Genomic DNA, 22,548 nt, shown 5'->3' on the forward strand with positions numbered 1-22,548 from the left:
CATTGAAAAATTGCGAGGCTACTTTGCCAGTGTTTGTGCTGACTTTGATGTTGAACTGGTTGAAATGGATGGGGAACGGGATCACGTTCATGTACTGATTAATTACCCGCCAAAACTGGCGATATCTAATCTGGTTAACAGCCTTAAAGGGGTATCGAGTCGATTACTTCGACGTGATCGTCCTGATATTGCCCAACGTGATTACTACAAGGGGGTTCTTTGGTCGCCGAGTTATTTCGCAGGGAGTTGTAGTGGCGAACCAATATCCATTATCCGCCAGTACATTGAGCAACAGGAAACACCGAGTTAGTTAAAAAACCGCGCCTTATATCCCCGACCTGAAGGACGGGGTTTTACGGTGCTTTGGATAACAATAGCAATAACTTACTAACAAAAAAGCATACATTAAGTTGTGATAACAAATTTTTGGCTATTTTTACTCCATTATAGGTAAGAGCGACTATAATTTAACTTAAAAAATAAATTTCAGTTATGAACATCTCGGGGACAATGTTGCCCGTTCCCCTATCGCAAAAACAAAGTCTGCTTATTGATATTATGTTAATCACAGCATTTTCTACTGTGTAGCATAGTGCTCAATAGTTATTCACTACTGAAATAACCATAGTTAACATTTTTTATTTTATCTGAGTTTTACATGGGTCAATATGAGGGATACTCGTCTTAGCGATTGCTCTCTAATTTAAAAAACATTGAACATGTTGAGCCTAATGACACTTATCTATCTTTATTGATTATTTCCATGCTTTTTCTTCACCAGATTATGACCAATAAAGCTAAATAAGTTGTATTTATTTTTACAACTCACAATCAATCTAAATACTCTATATCAAGCTTATACAAAGAATAACTACCAAAAATAACACAGAAACACTCAGTTACATTATAAAACTAAATCAAATTGCTATTTTTATAAAAATTCAATAAATTTTAGCGAATTTAGCGCTTAGATACGTTAAACTAATACCCTGCTGTACCACTCGCCCCCCGATACATGTAGTTTAATAACAAGAAGGAGAATTGATGCCGCATTCAACCCCCCTCATTACCACCATTGTTGGTGGATTAGCACTTGCTTACATCTTAGGCATGATTGCTCAACGGCTAAAAATCTCACCTTTAGTAGGATATCTTGCTGCGGGTGTGCTCGCTGGCCCATTTACCCCCGGCTTCGTTGCTGATACCTCTTTGGCGCCTGAGCTTGCTGAAATCGGTGTTATCTTACTGATGTTTGGCGTAGGTTTACATTTTTCTTTAAAAGATCTAATGGCTGTAAAAGCTATCGCGATCCCCGGTGCCATAGCACAAATTACCGTTGCCACCTTATTAGGGTTAGGGTTATCCACTTTCTTTGGCTGGGGTCTATTTAGTGGCATTGTCTTTGGATTATGCCTTTCAACGGCAAGTACTGTGGTATTGCTACGCGCACTCGAAGAAAGAGGTTTAATTGATAGCCAGCGCGGTCAAATCGCTATTGGTTGGTTAATTGTCGAAGATCTCGCTATGGTATTAGCCTTAGTATTACTACCAGCTATTGCCAATATGCTTGAAAGTAGTGACCAAACAAGTATTTCAGAGCTATTAATTAACTTAGGTATCACTATTGGTAAAGTAGTTGCCTTTATTTTAATTATGATGATTGTCGGTCGTAAGCTTATTCCGTGGATCTTAGCTAAAACGGCTGCCACTGGCTCTCGTGAGCTTTTTACCCTATGTGTGTTAGCACTAGCTTTAGGTATCGCTTACGCAGCAGTGACGCTATTTGATGCTTCTTTCGCATTAGGCGCTTTCTTTGCCGGAATGGTACTTAATGAGTCTGACCTCAGCCACCGAGCAGCACAAGATACTTTACCTCTACGTGATGCCTTCGCCGTTCTGTTCTTTGTCTCTGTCGGCATGCTATTTGATCCTATGGTATTAATTGAGCATCCTCTAGGCATTTTAGCCACACTTGCGATCATTATTATAGGTAAATCCTTAGCAGCCCTAGTGCTCGTTCGTATGTTTGGGCATTCACGCAGAACCGCATTAACCATTTCAGCCAGTCTTGCGCAAATTGGTGAATTTGCCTTTATTTTAGCTGGAATGGGGGTTGCACTAAATGTTTTAGAACCAGATGCACGTAACTTGGTTCTTGCGGGCGCCTTAGTCTCTATTATGCTTAATCCTGTTCTCTTCTCTTTGTTAGACCGTTATCTAGCAAAAACAGAAACCAAAGAAGAGCAAGAGCAACTTCAACAAGAAGAGATGGAAGAAGAGATGCCTGTGCCTGTCGATATTTGTGGGCATGCCATTATCGTCGGTTATGGTCGTGCAGGTAGTATGCTAGCTGAAAAGCTACAACCACAAGCTATCCCATTGGTCATTATTGAAAATAGCCGTAATAAATTTGCTGAGTTAAAAGAAAAAGGCTTAAACGCCGTACTCGGTAATGCTATGACCAAAGAATCGCTGGCATTAGCGCGTGTTGATTGTGCTAAATCGCTACTACTAACTATTCCTAACGGTTATGAAGCAGCAGATATCGCAGAAACGGCAAGAAAAATGAACCCTGATCTCAATATTATCGTTCGTGCTCATTTTGACGATATTATTGTTCGTGCTAACTATGATGAAGAAGCTTCCTTTATTCTTGAGAAAGGGGCAAATCATGTGATAATCGATGAAGATCAGACCGCTTCAGCAATGGCTGAGATGCTAATACAAGAAGTCGAGTTCGGTTGCGCCATTGATGACACACCTGAAGAGGGTCAACAAATTATTGCGCCCAATGCAGCGCAATAATAGAGATTTATTTTTAAAATAAAGGATTAACAAACTAAAAAAGCAACACCTTTATCGCGTGTTGCTTTTTATTTTCTCTCTTTCACAAAAGAAGAGCGCGACGACTTAACTTAACGTTCCCAGTAAGCTTCTTCTAAGCTATCTTCTTTTTCAGGCAAACCGCGAGTCAAACGTGGTGAGTGTTGACTTAATACTTGATAGCTTACACGGTTAGCATATTTACACACTTGCGCCAATGAAGAGTAAGTCAAATAACTACGTGGGTGTTTACTCGAATTAGGTACATTAATGCGATGATAACTATTTGCCGTAATATCATGTAATAGTGCAGATAATGCCGCATCGCCAGCACCATTGGTATTCATGATTTTTTCCGGCCCTCCCATATAAGGCTCTATATGCGAATAGACTTTTTCCGGCGTTTGGCAATCTTTAAAACGCATAGCACGGCTAAACTCGTAACGATTAAATTCAGCAATTGCACCTGGAAGTAACGGATGAGTGGTTTGGCGTTTAAAATCACTCTCTGTAAAACCTGCCATATACAACCCTGCAGGGCCTGCGGTACATAAGACTAAATCAACCCACTCTAAAGCCGCATCTGATGCTAACAATGGATCAGCATGACCTGTAAGCTCTAGGGCTTCATCTTCATTCATTGCCACTACAGAGACATGCTCTTTTAAGAAATCTCTCCACCACTGAGGATCGTCGGCAATCACGTATTTAGTACCTAATGTTAAGACAACCGGTACATCATGCTTTTTGGCATATTCTATCGCTTTCATAGTTGCCAACGGCATTGGCTCTCCCGGTTTGCAACGGACGAGATAAGCAGTTAAAACTAATGCCGATGCATCTGCAATCACATCCTCAGGAATACTTTCGGGCTGAAGTTGATTCATTTGACCAGGACTGATAGCAAAAGTACGTTCACCATTTTCAGTAATGAGGGTAAAGCAACGCCCTATTGCACCATCAACACCTTGTAAATAGTTTAAATCAGTACGGCTTGAGGTATTACATAAGTAGCGATAAGCATAACTACCAATCTGAATATTGTTGCACATAGTCCCCAATAAAACAGAACGATCATCCGCTAATACGGAGTAGTTATGTAGTGTGTTACCAATAGTGCCACCCGCAAATTCATGGGTAATAAGATTATTAACCGTTAATTCGCGATAAAGGGCTTCCGCTACATCATCTTCAATAACCAGAGAGTGTCCCTGACTCAAGTTATAGCGATTGATAAACGCTTCATCTACCTTAGCTTCAATATCAACTAATGTTTGGTCGATGCCAACAATATAAGCCCGAGAAGATTCGCTCTCAGTCATATTGATGATAGGTTTTAATAATGGATCTCGTAAACTAACGGGAAAATAGTGTTTGGATTTTCTTTTGCCAGGGAATTTCATTGTGAACGATGCTACAAGCTAAAAAAGATGCGCAATGTTAACACAATATTAGTGGAGAGACAGTAGGTGTACGTCTGTACACCTACTTTTATTTGTGGATATTTACGCTGTTTTACGGCGATTTCTTGCCATATAGCCCAGTAAAACACCCATTACAGAAAGGATAAAACCAACAAATGCGGCACCGACTAAGATTAATGCACGTTTAGGCGCATCTTTCTTAGTTGGTTCATAAGGTTTTAGCATATATTTGAAAGGAACAAATTGCAGATCACCCAATTTTATTTGTTCTAACTGCTGGATATTATATAAGCGGTTTTTTAATTCAGAACTGACCGTTGTAGGATCAGTAATCGCTTCTGTTATCGCTAATTTACTACTAAGTGCATCAGCCCCCATGGCAATGGAGTAATCAGGATCATCTTTAATTTGTGCGCCTTCACTAGAAATAGGCTTTTTAACTCCCGCAGCATTGGCAATTTCTAGTGCATATTTTAAGCGCTGAACATTAACATTACGCGCATTAGCAATACGTTCTAAATCCATTTGATACGCTTTTTGCGCATGGTTTAATTTACGCTCAATTTGATCATCAATTTCGTCTTTCACTTCTACCCGTACTTTAGTAGAAATAAAGCGAATATAACCTGACAGCAAATCGTAAGCTTCTTCAGAAGTTGGCGCAGTAAAGCTTAAGTTAATTTCGCCACTAAATTCTTCATCACTATTTTTACTGTCTGATGCTTTTAAATTAATATCTTTAGTAACAATAGTTTCGATTAATTTACGTTTATCCAATGGCGTAGGATCGTCCATCTTAGCCAATAAGTTTTTATAGTAATCCGTATTGACTAAATATTCTTCACGTAATACACGGGAATTGTAGTTATTGATAAATTTTTGGTAAACAGAAGAAGCATTTACGCCAGTATCAACATCAACCAAGCTTAAATCATTTAAGGTTGCTCTTAACTGCTTCATCTCATCTAACATTGGTTTTGTAATAGCCGCTTGGCTTGTCCATTTCTGGGGCAGAAAGCTCGCAACAGTAAAACCTACGATAGCAAATAAAAGTGTGATCCCAATAATGACAAATTTTGATTTATAAAGAACAGAGAATAACTCAAACAGATCGATTTCATCGTTCTGTTTTAGATAAAAATCGTCGAAATGCCCTTTATCAACTTCTGAAGATTGTGGTTTTGAAAGCTTACTATTCATTTTCCTGCCTAAATTTGTGTAATGCAGCGTCCGTTTATCAGCCATTTTAGTGCACAAGACTAAAATGGTTAAAAAATGAGAAAAGATAAGTTTATATATAACTGAAATATGATCAAATGAATATATCACCTAATCCGATAATCGTATTTAGTAAGCTTATCTATTATTTTTCACATATGTCGCGGATTATAGCTTCAAGTAAGTCAATATGCTCAACTTTATCATTCAAAGCAGGAATGTATTCATACTGTTTTCCACCACCATGTATAAAGAACTCACGATTCTGTTCATTAATTTCTTCTAATGTTTCTAAACAGTCTGATGAAAATCCGGGACAAATAACCTGTACATGTTCAACCCCTTCACCACCCAGTTTTTCCATCGTTTTATCAGTATAAGGTGATAACCAAGGCTCACGACCAAAACGTGACTGGAAAGTCATCATCACTTTTTCTGCTGGATAATCAAGTTGCTGTTTTAATTTTTCTACTGTAAGGCAGCATTCATCAAAATAGATATCCCCAGTTTTAATAAATCGTTCAGGAATGCCATGAAATGAAAGTACTAAACGATCCGGCTTACCATGTTGCTTGAAACTCTCGTCAATGCTATTTACCAGCGCTTTAATATAAAGTGGATGTTGAGCATAACTACGAACAAAATGCAGTGAAGGAATAGTTCGCATCGTTTTAAACAGTTGGCTAATACCATCAAATACCGCCCCCGATGTCGAACAAGAGTATTGAGGATAGAGAGGTAATACAATTAACTTTTCAACGCCCTGCGCCAATAATCGCGTCAGTCCTTCGTTGAGGGAAGGATTACCGTAACACATACCTAGTTCAACAGGTATATGCGCAAAACGTTGTGCTAACGCTTTTTGCTGTGCACGGCTATAGACTAAAAGAGGAGAGCCGTCTGGCAACCAAATTTGTTGGTATAATTTGGCCACTTTAGGTGAGCGAAATGGCAAAATAACCCCATGAAGAATGGGTTTCCAAATCCACGGGGAAACATCAACAACGCGAGGATCGCTAAGAAACTGAGCTAAATAGCGCTTCACTGCATCTGGTTGAGGTGCATCAGGGGTGCCAAGATTGACCAAAAGAACGCCGTATTTAGCATCATTCATACCAAGACTCCTTAGAGCTGTTTTATTAACATAACCAAAAGTAAAAGAGTAAAGGAAAATAGTGAACTCTGTTTGTCAATTAATCGGATTGTATTCTTTTTATAAATATTTTGTAAAAAAAATCCCGGTCTAACCGGGATTGCTTTTCGGTGCTATAGATTAACCGAGGATGTTTTTCAGTTCAGCATTAATTTCGCTTACTTTCTGTGTACCATCTATTTTGTGGTACTGCGCGTTACCCGCTTTAGCTTCATTTTGGTAATAAGAAACTAAAGGCGCTGTTTGAGAATGATATTCGACTAAACGTTTACGCACTGTTTCTTCTTGGTCATCTTTACGAGTTGTTAACTCTTCACCTGTCACATCGTCACGGTTTTCAACTTTAGGTGGATTAAATTTAATGTGATAAACACGACCTGATGGCGCGTGCACTCGACGACCAACAATACGTTCAACAATAATTTCATCAGGTACAGCAAATTCCAGTACGAAATCAACATTGATACCCGCTTCTTTCATTGCATCAGCTTGTGGAATTGTTCTTGGGAACCCATCCAACAAGAAACCATTACGGCAATCGTCTTGTTTGATACGCTCTTTCACTAATGCTATTACTAATTCATCAGTCACTAATTGACCGTTATCCATCAATGCTTTTGCTTTCAGTCCTAATTCCGTACCTGCGCTAACCGCAGCACGTAACATATCACCAGTTGAAATCTGTGGGATACCATAGTTTTCTTTAATGAATTGAGCCTGAGTGCCTTTACCAGCGCCTGGAGCGCCTAGTAGAATGATACGCATCGCGTAAATCCCCTTGCATTTAATTTTTTATAGTTAAACTCGAAAACGCATTACCATACCATTTTGTGAGGTCATCGCTCAAGAAATCACGTTATCGATTGCACTTTATTTTTATCGCAAAAGAAAAAAACCACGCTCTCTTGCGCAAAGAACGTGGTTTAAATGATTGAAAACGAATATGGTTACGCGTTTTTAGCTAATAGTTGATTCACTAAACGAATAAACTGGTTTGGATCTTCTAAAGTTCCTCTTTCAGCAAATAGCGCTTGATCAAGTAATAAATTGATCCAATCCGCGAACTGTGTTTCATCGGTCAACTCAGCCGTTTGTTTGACTAATGGATGGTTAGGGTTTAACTCAAAGTTGTATTTAACTTCGGGGACTTGTTGACCTGCAGCCGCAAAAAGTTTCGCCATTTGCGTACTCATTTCATCCGCGCCAGTAGTAACAATAGCAGGCGTATCCGTTAAACGATGAGTTAATTTCACCTCTTTAACTTTATCACCTAGTAAGGTTTTTACACGCTCAACAAAAGGTGCCAGTTGTTTATCTGTCTCCTCCTGCTGCGCTTGTTTCTCTTCATCAGCCAGTTTATCTAAAGATTCATCTGCTTTGCTCACAGATTGGAATGATTTACCATCGAATTCAGTGAGATAGTTCATCATCCACTCATCAATGCGATCGGATAGCAGTAGAACTTCAATACCTTTTTTACGGAATAATTCTAGATGAGGGCTATTTTTGGCCGCAGCATAGCTATCTGCAGTGATGTAATAGATTTTATCCTGACCTTCAACCATACGACTCACGTAATCTGCCAATGAAACAGTTTGTGCATCGCTGTCATTATGAGTAGAAGCAAAGCGCAGTAATTTAGCAATGGCTTCAATATTAGCGTGATCTTCTGCAGGACCTTCTTTTAACACTAAACCGAACTCTTTCCAGAAAGTTTGATACTCTTCAGGATTATTATCAGCCAGTTTCTGTAACATTTGTAATGCACGTTTAGTTAATGCGCTACGTAAATTACGTGTCACAGAGCTATCTTGTAAGATCTCACGAGAAACGTTCAACGGTAAATCGTTAGAATCGACTAATCCGCGGATAAAACGCAAATAGTTAGGCATAAACTGTTCAGCTTCGTCCATAATAAAGACGCGCTGTACATACAGTTTTAAACCATGTTGATGTTCACGGTTCCATAAATCCCAAGGTGCTTTAGAAGGAACATACAGCAGGCTGGTGTACTCTTGTTTACCTTCAACCCGGTTATGTGCCCAGCACAGCGGATCAGCAAAATCATGAGAAAGATGCTTATAAAATTCTTTATATTCATCATCACTGATTTCTGACTTATTACGCGTCCATAACGCTTGAGCTTTATTTATTTTTTCCCATGTAACAGTGCCGTCTTCTTCATTTTTAGTTTCTATTTCGACAGGTAGGGAAATATGATCAGAGTATTTGCTGATAATACTACGCAGACGCCAATCATCTAAATATTCGTCTTCACCTTCACGTAGATGCAGGGTAATTTCGGTACCACGATCCGCTTTTTCAATATCAGCAACCGTATAATCACCTTCACCTTGTGACTCCCAGAAAACACCTTTATCAGCAGGTTGCCCCGCGGCACGGGTACGTACCGTCACTTTGTCTGCCACAATAAATGCGGAATAAAAACCGACACCAAACTGACCAATTAATTGGCTATCTTTCGCTTGGTCTTGTCCAATAGACTCTAAAAATGCTTTAGTCCCTGATTTCGCAATAGTCCCTAAATTATCAATCACTTCATCGCGGGTCATACCTATGCCGTTATCACTGATAGTCAGTGTTCTTTTTTCTTTATCAGTGGCAATGCGGACATGAAGTTCACCCTCATTTTCATAAAGAGCTGCATCGGATAATGCACGAAAACGTAACTTATCCGCCGCATCCGATGCATTAGAAATCAATTCGCGAAGGAAAATTTCTTTATTAGAGTAAAGAGAATGGATCATTAATTGTAGAAGTTGCTTAACTTCAGACTGAAATCCTCTCGTTTCCTGATCTTTCATACTCATTTTTACCTCAATTTATCCTAATTTGGCGAAAAAAATCGATATGACTTAAAAGGTGGGGATAGTTAAGCAAGTTTCAAGGGAGCAGAGCTTAATAACATTAATAAAAATACTGAAACGTCATATAAAGAGGAAAAATCAATTACATAACAGCTAGGAATAACCGCCAAGGCAAGCATGATATAAAGCCATTGGCGGTATGTAGATCACTGCGATAAATGGTTATCACCATCATGGGCTAAAATCGCTTGTGCACCTAAATTCGCCTCTTCAATAGCATGTTTTATGGAATCGGCATGAGCAAGCACCACGCCTAAACGACGATGTCCTGAGATTTCAGGTTTAGCAAATAAACGAATTTGTCGATTTGCCTTAAGCGCTTTTTCTAACCCCGTATAGACAATATTAGTACTAGACAACTCAGGTAAAATCACCGCGGAAGCACAAGCACCTAATTGGCGAATACCACCGATGGGATAGCCTAAAAAAGCACGCACATGGAGCGCAAATTCTGATAAATCTTGTGAAATTAAGGTAACAAGCCCTGTATCATGAGGACGCGGTGATACTTCATTAAAAAACACCTCATCACCTTGGATAAATAGTTCCACACCAAATAACCCATAACCGCCCAAATTCTCCACTACTTTACTAGCGATATGTTGTGCTTTGGCAAGGGCAATATCACTCATTTTTTGTGGTTGCCATGACGCACGATAATCGCCTTTTTCTTGCCGATGACCAATAGGCTCACAAAAATGAATACCATCAATAGCACGAATCGTGAGTAATGTTATCTCAAAATCAAACGGGATCATCTTTTCAACAATCACGCGCCCTTGCCCTGCTCTTCCCCCTTCTTGAGAATAAGTCCATGCACTAGTGAGATCTTGCTCTGAACGAATAACACTTTGTCCTTTTCCAGATGAACTCATCACCGGTTTTACAATGCAAGGAAAACCAATCTCAACCGCCGCTTTTCTAAAAGCCGCTTCATCATCAACAAATTGATAAGGAGAAGTCAGTAAGTGTAATGTTTCTGCAGCGAGACGGCGTATTCCTTCCCTATCCATAGTGAGTTTTACTGCACGGGCACAAGGTACAACTTTTTGACCATTATTTTCTAATTCGACTAATAATGAAGTAGCAATAGCTTCAATTTCAGGCACCAAAAAATCGGGTTTCTCTTGAGTTATAATCTGTTTTAATGCCTGACTATCAAGCATATTGACGACATAATGGCGATGAGCAACATGCATTGCCGGCGCATTGGCATAGCGATCAACCGCAATAGTCTCAATGCCAAGACGTTGGCATTCAATGATCACCTCTTTACCTAATTCGCCTGCACCTAATAACATCACTTTTGTGGCATTAGTGGTCAGAGCCGTTCCCAAAATGGTCATTTTCGATCCTTATCTCTGTCAGATAATACGCATTACGCAAACGTTTGCATTTAGTGGTAGCATAACGGAATTTAACAAAGAGAAAAATAGCCATAGTAAAATTTAAATACTTTATATTTTTTGGCTATGCTGACCTTTATGAATTTTTAAGGCATTAAGGCGCTTTCTAATCAGCGCAAAAATACAACACAATAGCCCTAACCAAATCAATGAAAAACTTACTCCTTTCACAGCATCAAATGCTTCATGGAATAGGAATACGGCCAGTAAAAATTGCATTGTCGGTTCAATATACTGTGCTAAACCAATAACGGTTAAGGTGGTTCTTTTTATTGCTGCGGTAAAAAACAGTAAAGGGAGAATAGTCACTGGAGCGGTTAAAATATAATAGAAACGAGTTAAATTGTCTGCAGAAGAAAACGCACTTTCATCTCGCATAATCAGCCAAATCATCGCCCCTATAGCGACCGGAATTAGCCACAAAGTTTCAATAAATAATGAAGTTATGACATCAAAACGAATAAATTTACGAATGAGTCCATAAATCGCAAATGCTCCTCCCATCACGAGTGCCAGTATGGGTAATTGACCATACATCCATAATTGATATCCCACTCCTGCACAAATTAATATTACCGCCCATTTTTCAGCAGGATTTAATTTCTCTTTAAGAAAGATAACGCCCAATACAATAGAAAAAAGTGGATTAATAAAATACCCCAGACTGGCGGCTAAGACTTGTTGATGCGTAAGTGCATAAGTAAAGGTGCACCAAGAGACTGCCATTGCTAATGAACTAAATAAACACATAAAAATAGAGCGTCTATCTTGGAGAACAGCACGCCAGCGAGTTCTATTTTTAATAAATAATCGAACCAGTAATAACAGGGGAATAGACCAAATAAGACGTTGTGCAAGTAACTCTAATGGTTGAGCACCGGGTAATAGCCGATAAAAAAGAGGGGTTATTCCCCATAAAATATAGGAGCAAATGGCTAATAACACACCTGACTGAGCCCACATATGACTTTCCACCAATAGCGTTAAAGAGACCTTACTATCATACGCCGAAAACGAATCAAACAATATGATCATATCCGCTACTTATCAGCGTCAAAGTAAGCGATTATCAAAATAAACCACTGAGTAAAACATAAAAAAAATCTCTATAAATAAAGTTGTATAAACCTTATTTATAGAGATCACAAAAAGACCAGAGCAAAGGGGAAAATAGGACTTACAAGCAAATAAACAAATAATCCATTAAAAAATATCTCGTACATGTAACGGCGGTTGTTTACTGACAAATTCACGCAATACTTTTCGGCTCGGTGCTGCAGCAATAGCGCCCTTTTTAGTGGTTGCTAATGCGCCACAGGCCGCGGCTTGCGTAATAATTTTTAATAAATATTGTTCATCATCAGCAAAACCATATTCTGCAACTGCGGCTAATAATCCAGACATAAAGGCATCACCTGCCCCTGTGGTATCAACACAATTGACGGTAAAGGCACTCAAGGCAACTTGTGTTGTAGGCGTCAACACTAAACATCCTTTAGAGCCTTGGGTGATCACTTTTAAACGAGCAGGATAATCAGCTAATTTTTTTAATGCATTTTCTAAGGTAATTTCCTGAGTCATCCAAGTCAGTTCATCTTCAGATAATTTCAAAATATCTGCTTTATGAGCATATTCATCGATGATCGCACGCATTTCTTCATGATCACGCCACATTTGGGGGCGTAAATTAATATCGAAACTCAATAAAGAGTCGCTATTTTTTACTTTACTAATAGCACTATCTAGCGTCGAGCGACAAATTGGGTTAACTAAAGCAAGTGAACAAAAATGTAAAATGTCTTTTTCAAATACAGGCAGTGATTTATTGGTAAGAAATTGATCAGCAGAGTCCGCAACTAAAAAAGTAAAATCTCGTTCGCCATTTTCTTGCAACGAAACTAAGACTGTACTGGTACGATGTAATTCATCAAATTCCATTGTGCTGGTATCTACACCGAGATCAAATAAGGTTTTTTGCATAAAGTGACCAAATGCATCTTCACCGACCCGACCAATAAAGCCACTTTGCTGTCCTAATTTTGCAACACCTGCAGCGACATTCACTGGTGCTCCACCAGCACATGCTTCATATTGCATATTTTGCAGTGGAATTAGGTCAACAACCGCATCACCTAAAGACCAGACTTTCATAATCTCTCCTGAAGATAAGCCACTATTTTTATTCACTATATTGTATTTTTATCAGTATTAATAACTAAAAAAATAAAGATATTGCTCGAAAAAACATCCTGATAACGTTAACATAATGGTGTACAATAATAAAGATAAATTCAAACAACACGCTTTTTAACCCTAAATGTTATCGCTAATAAGGGTGACATATAGCTTACAGAATAACTGATAAAATCAGGATAATGAGATGAAGCAACGTTTAGAACAATCGACAACTGCCCTAAATGCCTTACAAAAAAAACGTGGAGAGCAATTTTATCCTCAATTCCATTTAGCCGCTCCTGCGGGATGGCTTAATGATCCTAATGGCCTTGTTTATCATAACGGCTTATATCATGCATTTTATCAACATCATCCTTTTTCTGAACTTTGGGGGCCGATGCATTGGGGACATGCTACCAGCAAAGATATGATCCACTGGCAACATCAGCCAATCGCCCTTGCTCCGGGTAATGAGTATGATAAAAGTGGTTGCTTTTCCGGATCAGCGGTAAGTCATGAAGGAAAATTATACCTCTTTTATACCGGCCATAACTGGTTAGCAGAAGAAGGCGATGACAGCCAAATTTACCAAGCACAATGTGTGGCAGTCAGTGAAGATGGGATCCATTTTGAAAAGAAAGGCATTATCTTACCGCCACCACAAGGATATATGCACTTTCGTGATCCAAAAGTTTGGTTTCAAGAAGGGAAATGGTGGATGGTAGTCGGTGCCCGCGATGAAAAAGACCAAGGCCAAGTGTTACTTTTCTCCAATGACACCCTATTTGAAGAAGGGAAACAATGGCGTTCGGAGTACAAGGTATTAGGCAAAACCGATGATAAAAACGTCTACATGTGGGAATGCCCTGACTTTTTTCCTATCAGTGATGATAACGAATTTGCTCTTGTTTTTTCACCACAAGGAAAACGCGCTGAAGGTTATCAATACCGTAATCTGTTTCAAACCGGTGCACTGATCGGTCAGTGGTCACCAAAACAACCTTTTATCATACATGGTCATTTTACTGAGCTTGATAATGGTCATGACTATTATGCTCCACAATCTTTTGTTACTGCTGATGGTCGCCGTGTTTCTATGGGATGGATGGATATGTGGAACTCCCCTATGCCTTCGCAACAGGAGTTTTGGGCTGGTTGTTTCACGCTTCCTCGTGAAATTAACTTTGATAAAAGGGCAAACCGTTTACGTATGACCCCGATAAAAGAAGTTGAAAGTCTCAGACAAACAAGAAATACGATAGAGATGACCACACTCAATAACCAAGCGCTTAAATTACTCGATAAGACACCGGCTATTGAGTTAAATTTAACCTGGTCATTAGATAGCCAAGCGGAAAAATTTGGATTATGGCTAGGAAAAGGTTTAGAGGTATTTGTCGATAATCAATCAAATCGCTTTGTGATCCGTCGCCATTATCCACAATATAATATCAGTGGATCACGTAGCACACCGTTGCCAGTAGGAAGCGAAATTAACTTACGTATATTTATTGATCGCTCATCAATAGAGGTTTTTATCAATCACGGAGAGCTGACCTTTAGTAGCCGTTATTATGCAGATGAAAATGATCGCGATTTATCGCTATTTGCCACAGATGGCAGTGCCACATTAATCGCTGGCGAATATTGGACACTATCAACGATAAGTTAAGCGTTGTGATGTTTCTATACTCTCTAATGGAAAAGAGAGTCTCATTACAGAGACTCTCGTTCAATTAACTGACAGGGGACTTGTACTGTTTTATTATGATTACGCTCTTGAATAATATGTAATGTTGCTTCTTTGCCTAAGTCATAATGTGGCAACTGTACTGTGGTGAGTGGCGGATAGAATAACTCCCCCGTTCCTATCATATTGTCATAGCCTAATACAGCCACTTGCTCAGGGATACGTAATCCCATCGACAGTAAAACTTGATAAGCTAAAAATGCAATACGATCATTACCACAGATTAAAATATCAAAATCTGCTTTTTGCTGACGACAGTGTTGTTGTAACAATCCAATCACATCACGGTAATGTTCATCGCCAAATAACATTGTGTATTGACGCAATGATGACAAAGGTAAGCCGGCATCTTGCCAAGCATCTTCGACCGCTTTACGGCGAATAGGGCCTGCAACGGTATCTTCGGGTAGATAAAAACATAACGGATGCCGATAACCTTTTTCAATCACGTGTTTTATCGCAAAATATTGTCCGTGATAATCATCAGGAATATAGGTTGGAAAAGTTTGATCTTTAGCTAGGCAGTTGGCAAGTACCACATTTTTATCACGTAGCTTTTCATGTACCGTGATTTCTCGCAATCCCATTGTGGTATAGATGATACCATCTGGACGTTGAGCTAACAGTTGCCAAATGGCTTGATCATACCCCTCTTGTTCAGTGAGGTTTACAACAAATGAACTCCAGCCAAACTGACGAGCGGTACGCTCGATGGATAAAATCATTTCCACGGAAAAAGGAGTCGTTGCGGTATCAATACCAAGCACACCGATCGATGAGACCTTAGTCCCTTGACCTCGAATTTTTCGCGCTGAAAAATCGGGCACATAATTCAGTTCTTCGATTGCACGTTGGACTTGTTTCAACGTATCTGGTTTTAATAACTCAGGGTTATTAATCGCTCTTGAGACTGTCATCAAAGAAACAGATGCAAGTCGAGCAACATCTTTCAGTGACGCCATAATATTGGCTCGATTGGGTTGTTAAGTAAGGTAATTATAAATAATGCTCTATTTTACAATAAGTAAAGAGAGAAATCCACATTCTCAAGACCATACAAATATAAGTATGACAAATTATTTTAGTTAATAAACTAATCAAAAAACAATTATCAATATTAATTATACTCACACTAGATGTTTAATATAGTTAAAAACACTTACGATAAAAAACTTAGTTACAATTAATAACAGTTATATGAACTTCGTTTATAGAAGAAAAATATCTTTAACGATAAAATAGAAATATTGAAACAAAACAAAGTTCTGATATTTTATCTATAATATAATGAAAAAGTATTAATACTTTTTTATTTAATATATCCTTATTATGGCTCCGTTACGTGAATACTACTCTACATAGAAAATTTATAAATTAGTCAAATTTCGTTACTCATTTACTCTTGATTAAGAGAGGAATAAAATTGGGAGCAACATATGGAATCGATAATCCATCTGATCACTTTCGAAGATGACAGCACAAAAGTTCAACTTAAAGCAGTGCTTTCTTCTTTAGCGGCAAATGTGAAAACCTATTCAAATGAACAGGCATTTTTAAAGTACTATTTTTCATCAACTAAAGGGGCTCATAAAGAGTGCATCATAATTAACACTAAAAGTAGTGCATCGCCATCAATTGCGTTGGTAAAAGAGTTAAACAAATTAAAGAATATCATTCCTGTTATAATTATTTCGGGAGATGCATCGATAGAAAGTTGCCGTAACGCATTTAAAGCGGGGGCTTTCGAATATTTAACTCGCCCTTTAAACGTCAATGAGCTTCTTAATATTGTGTCAGAATCTTTTTTACACTATGAAAGTGAGGTTGAGCAATTCAGAACCTATATTTCTTTAAAAGATAAGTTTAGTAAACTATCAAATAGAGAAAAAGAGGTAATGGAGATGATCCTTGACGGTAACACCAGTAAAGAAGCAGCCGAAAAGCTCTCTTTATCACCAAGAACAGTGGAAGTTCATCGTTCGAATATGTATACAAAACTAAAAATAAGATCACTACCACAACTAGTACAAGAATATGATTTCTTTAAAAAATATGACTTAAGAGCCAATTAAATTTAGCCCGTATATCTTCTTTATCATTAGATGATATCCAGCGCTTGTATAACAGCTTAATCGACTTTCGTTTCATTATTATTTATTAATGAGAGTAAACTGTATTGTAAAAATATTCTATTTTTGATGAATAAGTATTGAATATGGAAATAATAAATATACTAAGCTCCATTCTGCAACAGAAGGGAAGGCTATCCTATTTTGACGCCTCCCTTTCATAAGTCATACAAATACTCCAACCTCTAACCTGAACAATTAGTATATTTTATTTTTATAATCGCTATTATTAATAACGCCCTCCCTATTCATTGTTAATAATGGCGAAACGATAAAATAAATACTATTTAATTTGACATAAATCATTTTTCACCTCTTACAGACATAACTACTATTGACAATCAATTTCTGATTTACTGTCTTATTTTTTAACTAAAAATATTGCTGATTAAAAAAGAACAAAAAAGGAATCGCTGTCTCTTTTTTATGTCTAGATAAAGTACAGTAATTGTCTAGTGACTTTAAATTAATCTATATTTACCTTATAGAAAAAATAATTAAAATAACAAAAAAATCATAAACAACCTCATAAAATAGCTGATGGATGTCATAACTCTGGTTCTTTTTAGTCTATTATTTAGAAATTAATTCTCTTTATTGTTGAGCTATTTTAATATATAACAAATTTTTTCTACTCACCCACATCATAATAGGAATATCATTTTAGGAAAAAATGATTACGTAAAAACAACTAAACAAAAATAAGTATTAACACCTAAAGAATAAGTATTTTTTGTCGATTGAATATTTATCCTAGCTTAATCAATGAGCCTACTTTTTTATTCACTTATAAAATTTATTAGATAATCTTATAATTTGATCTTCATTTTCTTTTTACTTAAACGTATTATGCTAATACCTTGTGTACTCACTAATATTTTTTTGTAAAAAAAATGAATAATGAAGAAAAAAATCGTCGTCCTATAAAAGCAAGACAAACCAACTGGGCAACTCGCTGTAGTCGCTGGCTGCAAAGCAAAGGCGCTACCCCCAATGGGATCTCTTTATTTAGTATCCTATTCGCTGCTATCTCCGGTTTGTTTCTCTACTTTGCTCTCGCTCACTCCCAAGGCCTACTTCAATCAATCCTTCTTATTTTAGGTGCATTAGCTATCCAGGGTAGACTTATCTGTAACCTACTCGATGGTATGGTCGCAGTTGAAGGCGGATTAAAAAGTCCTGCTGGTGCCGTTTATAACGAACTACCAGACCGAATAGCTGATACATTGATTATTATTGGTGTAGGTTATGGTTTATCCATCACTTTTCCTATCGCTATTACCTTAGGCTGGGTAGCTGCTTTCTTTGCGGTAATGACAGCTTATATCCGTGTATTAGGTGGTAGTTGTGGGTTAGAGCAGCGTTTTACGGGGCCAATGGCCAAGCAACATAGAATGGCATTATTAACCGGTATTGCCATTATCTCTGCATTTATTCCCGCTGAATGGGGAGCATGGCTCTGTTTAGTCTCCCTGTGGATCATTATCTTCGGCTCTGTACTTACTACCATTTTGAGAACTCGCCAAATTTTACGCGATTTAACACAAGGAGTTGATGAATGAAAAATGGCAAACTCTCTTTCGATGCAAAAATCATATCATCAGTCTTAGTCTCTATCTGCCGTTTTTTAACCGGGATCAGAGCCAAACAAATATCTCCGATTGAGAAAGATAAACCTTGTATTTATTATGCAAATCACTCAAGTCATCTAGATGGTTTAGTTATTTGGTCTTCACTTGCCCCCCATATTCGCCCATTTGTGCACCCTGTTGCTGCAGAAGATTATTGGAATAAAAACCGTTTACGTCGTTATCTTTCTCGTCGTATCTTTCGTGCAGTTTTGATCCCACGCCACGCGAATAAAACAAATGTTAGTGAAGGAAATGGTGAAACAACAACTGCACCTCAGAAAGTAAATGCTCTTACACTGATGCAGGCTGTTTTAGATAAAGGTGAATCGCTAATTATTTTTCCTGAAGGGACTAGAGGTAACGGTGAGTCTATTCAGGATTTTAAAGCCGGTCTTTGGCATTTGTCCCGTAACAATCCACAGGCTCAATTAGTCCCTATCTATCTTGAAAACTTAAACCGCGTACTTCCTAAAGGCTCTCGGCTTGTTGTTCCTATCATTTGTAGTGCCACATTTGGCCCGCCTATTGAACCGACACATGAAAATGAAGATAAGACTGAATTTCTATTAAGAGCCAAAAGTGCGTTAGAGGAGTTACATCATGGATAGTATCAACAATGAAATTCTCTGGATCTTTATCGGGCTATTCTCCTTTTTAATTATTGCCAGTATTATTGGTGCGATCCTTGCGGCACTCAAAGGTCCTACCTCAACCATTACCAATCTTAATTCTCGAATTAAAGCTTGGTGGATCATGTGTATCATTTCTGCCGTCGCTATTAGTATTGGAACAATAGGCTCAGTTATCCTCTTCGCCTTAATTTCATGGCTTGCATTACGTGAATTGGTTACATTAACCCCGACTCATCGAGGTGATCACGAAGCACTTTTTTGGTGTTTCTTTGTCGTGCTGCCTATCCAATATATTCTCGTCGGTGTGCAATGGTATAATTTGCTAGCCATCTTTATTCCGGTTTATGCCTTCTTATTAATTCCAACACGTATGGCGCTTTCCGGAGATACTCATCACTTTCTCGAACGCATGGCAAAAGTGCAATGGAGTGTCATGATAGCTATCTATTGCCTTAGCTACGCTCCAGCATTATTAATGTTACCGATAGAAGGCTTTGAAGGACGTAATATTAACTTATTACTGTTTTTGATGATCGTGGTACAGACTTCTGATGTTTTACAATATGTGTTTGGTAAACTATTTGGCAAACATCCTATCGTACCGAAATTAAGTCCTAATAAAACCATCGAAGGTTTCTTTGGCGGCATTATTTCAGCAAGCCTTATAGGGATGATGTTATGGTGGGCAACACCTTTCACATGGTGGGCTGCTTTTTTACTCTCTTTAGTCATCACACTCGCAGGCTTTGCTGGCGGTTTATGTATGTCAGCCATAAAAAGAGACAGTGGCGTAAAAGATTTCGGTACTATGATTGAAGGCCACGGCGGTATGATGGATAGAATGGATTCTTTGTGCTTTGCCGCCCCTATTTTCTTCCACGTTATTCGCTATTTTTACGTGTAATTCCCTTTTGAATAAATGCTGGTAATCTGCAAAATTATTACCAGCATTTCTATAAATAAATCATCGAGTTATTATCGTCAATGTAATTAATCGCTTGTTTTAACTCAATTAAAAATACCTATACTTAAGCTTTATTTTTATAAATCAACATATTAAATAAGAATAATCCCATACTCGAAATCCGACCACTTCTTTTTTTAACTTATTGTCATAGATCACATTATTACTATCTTTTAATCTAGCGTTTCCTTTTTATTTTTTTGTAGATAATTATGATCACTTGGTTACTTCTTGCTTTATCTTTATTGTTATTAGGGTTCCATCGCAAACTTGCACTTACTACTTTAGCTATAACCACCATTAGCGCATTTATAACAGGTGTTATCACTTGGTATGTACTTCCGGTTATATTGAGCTTAATTTTACTCTCTTATGCATATCGCCATTACAAAACCAATCGTCTTATTGCCACTATTGTTATTCTTGCATTTATCGCCATTATTGTTGGGTTAACTTTTCATTTTATTCCTGGTTTTAATAACTTACGCTACATTAAACATGTTCCATTAGGGCAATATAGCCCCCCTTTCTCTTTTTATTTCAATGCCGATAAAGCATTAATCCCTTTTATTTTAATGATTTTTATTCCTACATTATTTAAAACGGAACCAGTAAAAAAAGCCAATAAATATCAATGGGTTTTACTGGCTATGGCGATCCCCGCACTGTTATTATTCGCAATGGCATTGGGTGGACTCACTATTGAATTACATTTGCCACAATGGCTACCCGCCTTTATGTTAGCAAATATTTTCTTTGTCTCTCTTGCTGAAGAAGCACTATTTAGAGGAGCCATACAGCAAAGTCTATCTCGCTATTTATCTCCCTATCTTGCGCTATTTATTACCGCTATTTTATTTGGGTTAGTCCATTTTGCCGGAGGAATATTACTCATTATCTTCGCCTCATTGGCAGGTATTATTTATGGCTTAGCGTGGATGTGGAGCGGTAGGCTTTGGGTTGCTACACTCTTTCATTTTGCACTGAATCTCACTCACCTGCTCTTTTTCACTTACCCTTTTAAAATCGCGTAAGTGCTATATTATTCTGCTGTATTTTAAGTTTTAGTCTTTCCGTCTCTTTACTCGTTTAATACTAATACGAGTAAAGAGGATGGGTGAAACGTGAAAGCAGTCACACTATTAACTTATCGATCATCTTAATTTTCCCATCATTAGCTGAAATTTTTTGTTAGTATGCCCTTTATCGCTTATCTATAAATAACAAAAATTTTATACAACATATAATAACAAATAAGCCAAAATAACAGCGATTGACAGCATAAAAAATACCCACTATTGCACTGTGATAGGTATCCATCACACAAAAATAGATTATTTTTACCATACACATTATGTGACTTTTACCTCTTTCACCATCAGGAAAAAGAATATGTTAGATCAAGAGATGATCCGTACTTTTATTCAAGTAGCAGATTGCCAAAGCTTTACTAAAGCGGCGGAAATGTTACACAAAACATCTGCGGCCATCAGCTATCGGATCAAAACCCTAGAAGAGAATATTGGTACACAGTTGTTTAATCGTACGACAAGAACCGTCACATTAACGCCGGCAGGTGAATATTTATTAGAGAAATGTCGCCAGTGGATTGTTTGGCTTGAATCAATGCCTATCGAGCTACAGCAGATGAATGCAGGAGTTGAGCACCAAGTTAATATTGTTATTAATAACTTACTCTATGATCGTACCGCCGTGGCCAGTATGTTAGCCTGCCTGCACCAGCGTTTTCCTTCTACCCAATTTCATATTACTCGACAAGTTTATATGGGAGTATGGGACGCGTTAATTAATGAAGATTACCATTTTGCCATTGGTGTCACAGGTAATGAATCACTGAAAAATAATATTAATATTTGTGCTATGGGGGAAATTCAATGGCAATTTGTCGTGGCACCAAATCATCCATTAGCCAATGTTAGTGGGGTATTAAGTGATGATCAAATGCGGATATACTCTGCCGTCAATGTTGAAGATACTTCACGCCATCTTTCCAAACGCACCGCTTGGCGTCTATCTGGACAACATGAAATTAAAGTGCCTGATTTACATACTAAACTAGCATGTCATTTAAAAGGTGTCGGGATCGGTTTTTTACCATTAAGTCTATGTAAGCCACTGATTGATAGTGGACAACTTATTGCAAAGGAAGTGAAAAATCGTCGCCATAATTCTCCCCTATCACTAGCTTGGTGCGAAGATAAAAAAGGTGCCGTTGTCAGCTATCTGGTTGATTTGTTCCGACAAGGGCATCCCAGTGTGCAATCTTTTTACGATCCCCTTAACTAAAAAAGGCAAACCGAAGTTTGCCCTTGTTGATAACATTAAACTTAATGC

The 22,548-nt window shown here is 38.0% G+C and carries 18 protein-coding genes; 9 read left to right on the forward strand and 9 right to left on the reverse strand.

What is annotated here, in order from left to right; all coding sequences use genetic code 11:
- Together tnpA and ybaL are read left to right on the forward strand one after the other, a co-directional pair.
- Nucleotides 1-310: IS200/IS605 family transposase (gene tnpA, locus AACU95_RS02235; protein WP_161737161.1), on the forward strand; the 310-nt coding region annotated here is incomplete at its 5' end.
- Between the two features lie 734 nt (nt 311-1,044).
- Entirely contained in the window at nt 1,045-2,805 is a 1,761-nt protein-coding gene (gene ybaL, locus AACU95_RS02240) for a YbaL family putative K(+) efflux transporter (protein WP_049210147.1), read from the forward strand.
- Nucleotides 2,806-2,915: 110 nt separating this feature from the next.
- Here the strand turns inward: ybaL and AACU95_RS02245 are convergent, their stop codons facing one another.
- From AACU95_RS02245 to AACU95_RS02280, 8 genes are all read right to left on the reverse strand, one after another.
- Complete coding sequence (locus AACU95_RS02245) at nt 2,916-4,226, reverse strand: inosine/guanosine kinase (RefSeq protein ID WP_004244274.1); 1,311 nt, start codon at nt 4,224-4,226, stop codon at nt 2,916-2,918.
- Between the two features lie 102 nt (nt 4,227-4,328).
- The gene (gene wzz(fepE) / locus AACU95_RS02250; RefSeq protein ID WP_004248652.1) at nt 4,329-5,447 is read right to left on the reverse strand and encodes an LPS O-antigen length regulator Wzz(fepE); all 1,119 of its coding nucleotides are present in this window, start codon (nt 5,445-5,447) and stop codon (nt 4,329-4,331) included.
- Nucleotides 5,448-5,610: 163 nt separating this feature from the next.
- On the reverse strand, nt 5,611-6,579 hold the full coding sequence (gene hemH, locus AACU95_RS02255) for a ferrochelatase (RefSeq protein WP_049211131.1): 969 nt from the start codon (nt 6,577-6,579) through the stop codon (nt 5,611-5,613).
- A gap of 159 nt (nt 6,580-6,738) precedes the next feature.
- Nucleotides 6,739-7,383 carry an adenylate kinase gene (gene adk, locus AACU95_RS02260; RefSeq protein ID WP_036895518.1) on the reverse strand — a complete coding sequence of 215 codons (645 nt, stop codon included), beginning with the start codon at nt 7,381-7,383 and terminating at the stop codon, nt 6,739-6,741.
- 182 nt (nt 7,384-7,565) lie between these two features.
- Nucleotides 7,566-9,449 (reverse strand): molecular chaperone HtpG, encoded by a 1,884-nt coding sequence (gene htpG, locus AACU95_RS02265; RefSeq protein WP_004244279.1) that lies wholly within the window; start codon nt 9,447-9,449, stop codon nt 7,566-7,568.
- Between the two features lie 203 nt (nt 9,450-9,652).
- On the reverse strand, nt 9,653-10,852 hold the full coding sequence (gene purT, locus AACU95_RS02270; RefSeq protein ID WP_004244282.1) for a formate-dependent phosphoribosylglycinamide formyltransferase: 1,200 nt from the start codon (nt 10,850-10,852) through the stop codon (nt 9,653-9,655).
- Between the two features lie 111 nt (nt 10,853-10,963).
- Nucleotides 10,964-11,875, reverse strand: a complete 912-nt coding sequence (gene rarD / locus AACU95_RS02275; RefSeq protein ID WP_004248658.1) for an EamA family transporter RarD — start codon at nt 11,873-11,875, stop codon at nt 10,964-10,966.
- A 240-nt stretch (nt 11,876-12,115) separates the two neighbouring features.
- Entirely contained in the window at nt 12,116-13,063 is a 948-nt protein-coding gene (locus tag AACU95_RS02280) for an aminoimidazole riboside kinase (RefSeq protein WP_004244286.1), read from the reverse strand.
- 229 nt (nt 13,064-13,292) lie between these two features.
- Here AACU95_RS02280 and AACU95_RS02285 point away from each other — a divergent pair, with 229 nt between their 5' ends.
- Entirely contained in the window at nt 13,293-14,759 is a 1,467-nt protein-coding gene (locus AACU95_RS02285) for a glycoside hydrolase family 32 protein (RefSeq protein ID WP_004248659.1), read from the forward strand.
- Nucleotides 14,760-14,803: 44 nt separating this feature from the next.
- On the opposite strand, the gene AACU95_RS02290 is transcribed toward AACU95_RS02285, so the two are convergent.
- Nucleotides 14,804-15,799, reverse strand: a complete 996-nt coding sequence (locus tag AACU95_RS02290) for a LacI family DNA-binding transcriptional regulator (RefSeq protein ID WP_004244288.1) — start codon at nt 15,797-15,799, stop codon at nt 14,804-14,806.
- A gap of 474 nt (nt 15,800-16,273) precedes the next feature.
- On the opposite strand from AACU95_RS02290, the gene AACU95_RS02295 reads away from it, so the two are divergent.
- From AACU95_RS02295 to allS, 6 genes are all read left to right on the forward strand, one after another.
- Nucleotides 16,274-16,909, forward strand: a complete 636-nt coding sequence (locus AACU95_RS02295; RefSeq protein WP_004244289.1) for a response regulator transcription factor — start codon at nt 16,274-16,276, stop codon at nt 16,907-16,909.
- 950 nt (nt 16,910-17,859) lie between these two features.
- The gene (locus AACU95_RS02300) at nt 17,860-18,528 is read left to right on the forward strand and encodes a CDP-alcohol phosphatidyltransferase family protein (protein WP_004244291.1); all 669 of its coding nucleotides are present in this window, start codon (nt 17,860-17,862) and stop codon (nt 18,526-18,528) included.
- On the forward strand, nt 18,525-19,205 hold the full coding sequence (locus tag AACU95_RS02305) for a lysophospholipid acyltransferase family protein (RefSeq protein WP_004244292.1): 681 nt from the start codon (nt 18,525-18,527) through the stop codon (nt 19,203-19,205). Before AACU95_RS02300 ends, AACU95_RS02305 begins: the two co-directional genes overlap by 4 nt.
- Nucleotides 19,198-20,133: a phosphatidate cytidylyltransferase gene (locus AACU95_RS02310; protein ID WP_004244293.1), complete on the forward strand. Its 936-nt coding sequence runs from the start codon at nt 19,198-19,200 to the stop codon at nt 20,131-20,133. Before AACU95_RS02305 ends, AACU95_RS02310 begins: the two co-directional genes overlap by 8 nt.
- 272 nt (nt 20,134-20,405) lie before the next feature.
- Nucleotides 20,406-21,227 carry a CPBP family intramembrane glutamic endopeptidase gene (locus AACU95_RS02315; protein ID WP_049198921.1) on the forward strand — a complete coding sequence of 274 codons (822 nt, stop codon included), beginning with the start codon at nt 20,406-20,408 and terminating at the stop codon, nt 21,225-21,227.
- A gap of 358 nt (nt 21,228-21,585) precedes the next feature.
- Complete coding sequence (gene allS, locus AACU95_RS02320; protein ID WP_004244295.1) at nt 21,586-22,500, forward strand: HTH-type transcriptional activator AllS; 915 nt, start codon at nt 21,586-21,588, stop codon at nt 22,498-22,500.
- The last annotated feature ends 48 nt before the right edge of the window (nt 22,501-22,548 follow it).

This window comes from Proteus sp. G4415 (genome assembly GCF_963896075.1).
GTDB lineage: Bacteria > Pseudomonadota > Gammaproteobacteria > Enterobacterales > Enterobacteriaceae > Proteus > Proteus mirabilis.

Bases quoted from the DNA above. Each gene is read 5' to 3' on its own strand.
- ybaL (WP_049210147.1), top strand. From the start codon at position 1,045: ATGCCGCATTCAACCCCCCTCATTACCACCATTGTTGGTGGATTAGCA.
- AACU95_RS02245 (WP_004244274.1), bottom strand. From the start codon at position 4,226: ATGAAATTCCCTGGCAAAAGAAAATCCAAACACTATTTTCCCGTTAGT.
- hemH (WP_049211131.1), bottom strand. From the start codon at position 6,579: ATGAATGATGCTAAATACGGCGTTCTTTTGGTCAATCTTGGCACCCCT.
- adk (WP_036895518.1), bottom strand. From the start codon at position 7,383: ATGCGTATCATTCTACTAGGCGCTCCAGGCGCTGGTAAAGGCACTCAG.
- htpG (WP_004244279.1), bottom strand. From the start codon at position 9,449: ATGAGTATGAAAGATCAGGAAACGAGAGGATTTCAGTCTGAAGTTAAG.
- purT (WP_004244282.1), bottom strand. From the start codon at position 10,852: ATGACCATTTTGGGAACGGCTCTGACCACTAATGCCACAAAAGTGATG.
- rarD (WP_004248658.1), bottom strand. From the start codon at position 11,875: ATGTGGGCTCAGTCAGGTGTGTTATTAGCCATTTGCTCCTATATTTTA.
- AACU95_RS02280 (WP_004244286.1), bottom strand. From the start codon at position 13,063: ATGAAAGTCTGGTCTTTAGGTGATGCGGTTGTTGACCTAATTCCACTG.
- AACU95_RS02285 (WP_004248659.1), top strand. From the start codon at position 13,293: ATGAAGCAACGTTTAGAACAATCGACAACTGCCCTAAATGCCTTACAA.
- AACU95_RS02290 (WP_004244288.1), bottom strand. From the start codon at position 15,799: ATGGCGTCACTGAAAGATGTTGCTCGACTTGCATCTGTTTCTTTGATG.
- AACU95_RS02295 (WP_004244289.1), top strand. From the start codon at position 16,274: ATGGAATCGATAATCCATCTGATCACTTTCGAAGATGACAGCACAAAA.
- AACU95_RS02300 (WP_004244291.1), top strand. From the start codon at position 17,860: ATGAATAATGAAGAAAAAAATCGTCGTCCTATAAAAGCAAGACAAACC.
- AACU95_RS02305 (WP_004244292.1), top strand. From the start codon at position 18,525: ATGAAAAATGGCAAACTCTCTTTCGATGCAAAAATCATATCATCAGTC.
- AACU95_RS02310 (WP_004244293.1), top strand. From the start codon at position 19,198: ATGGATAGTATCAACAATGAAATTCTCTGGATCTTTATCGGGCTATTC.
- AACU95_RS02315 (WP_049198921.1), top strand. From the start codon at position 20,406: ATGATCACTTGGTTACTTCTTGCTTTATCTTTATTGTTATTAGGGTTC.
- allS (WP_004244295.1), top strand. From the start codon at position 21,586: ATGTTAGATCAAGAGATGATCCGTACTTTTATTCAAGTAGCAGATTGC.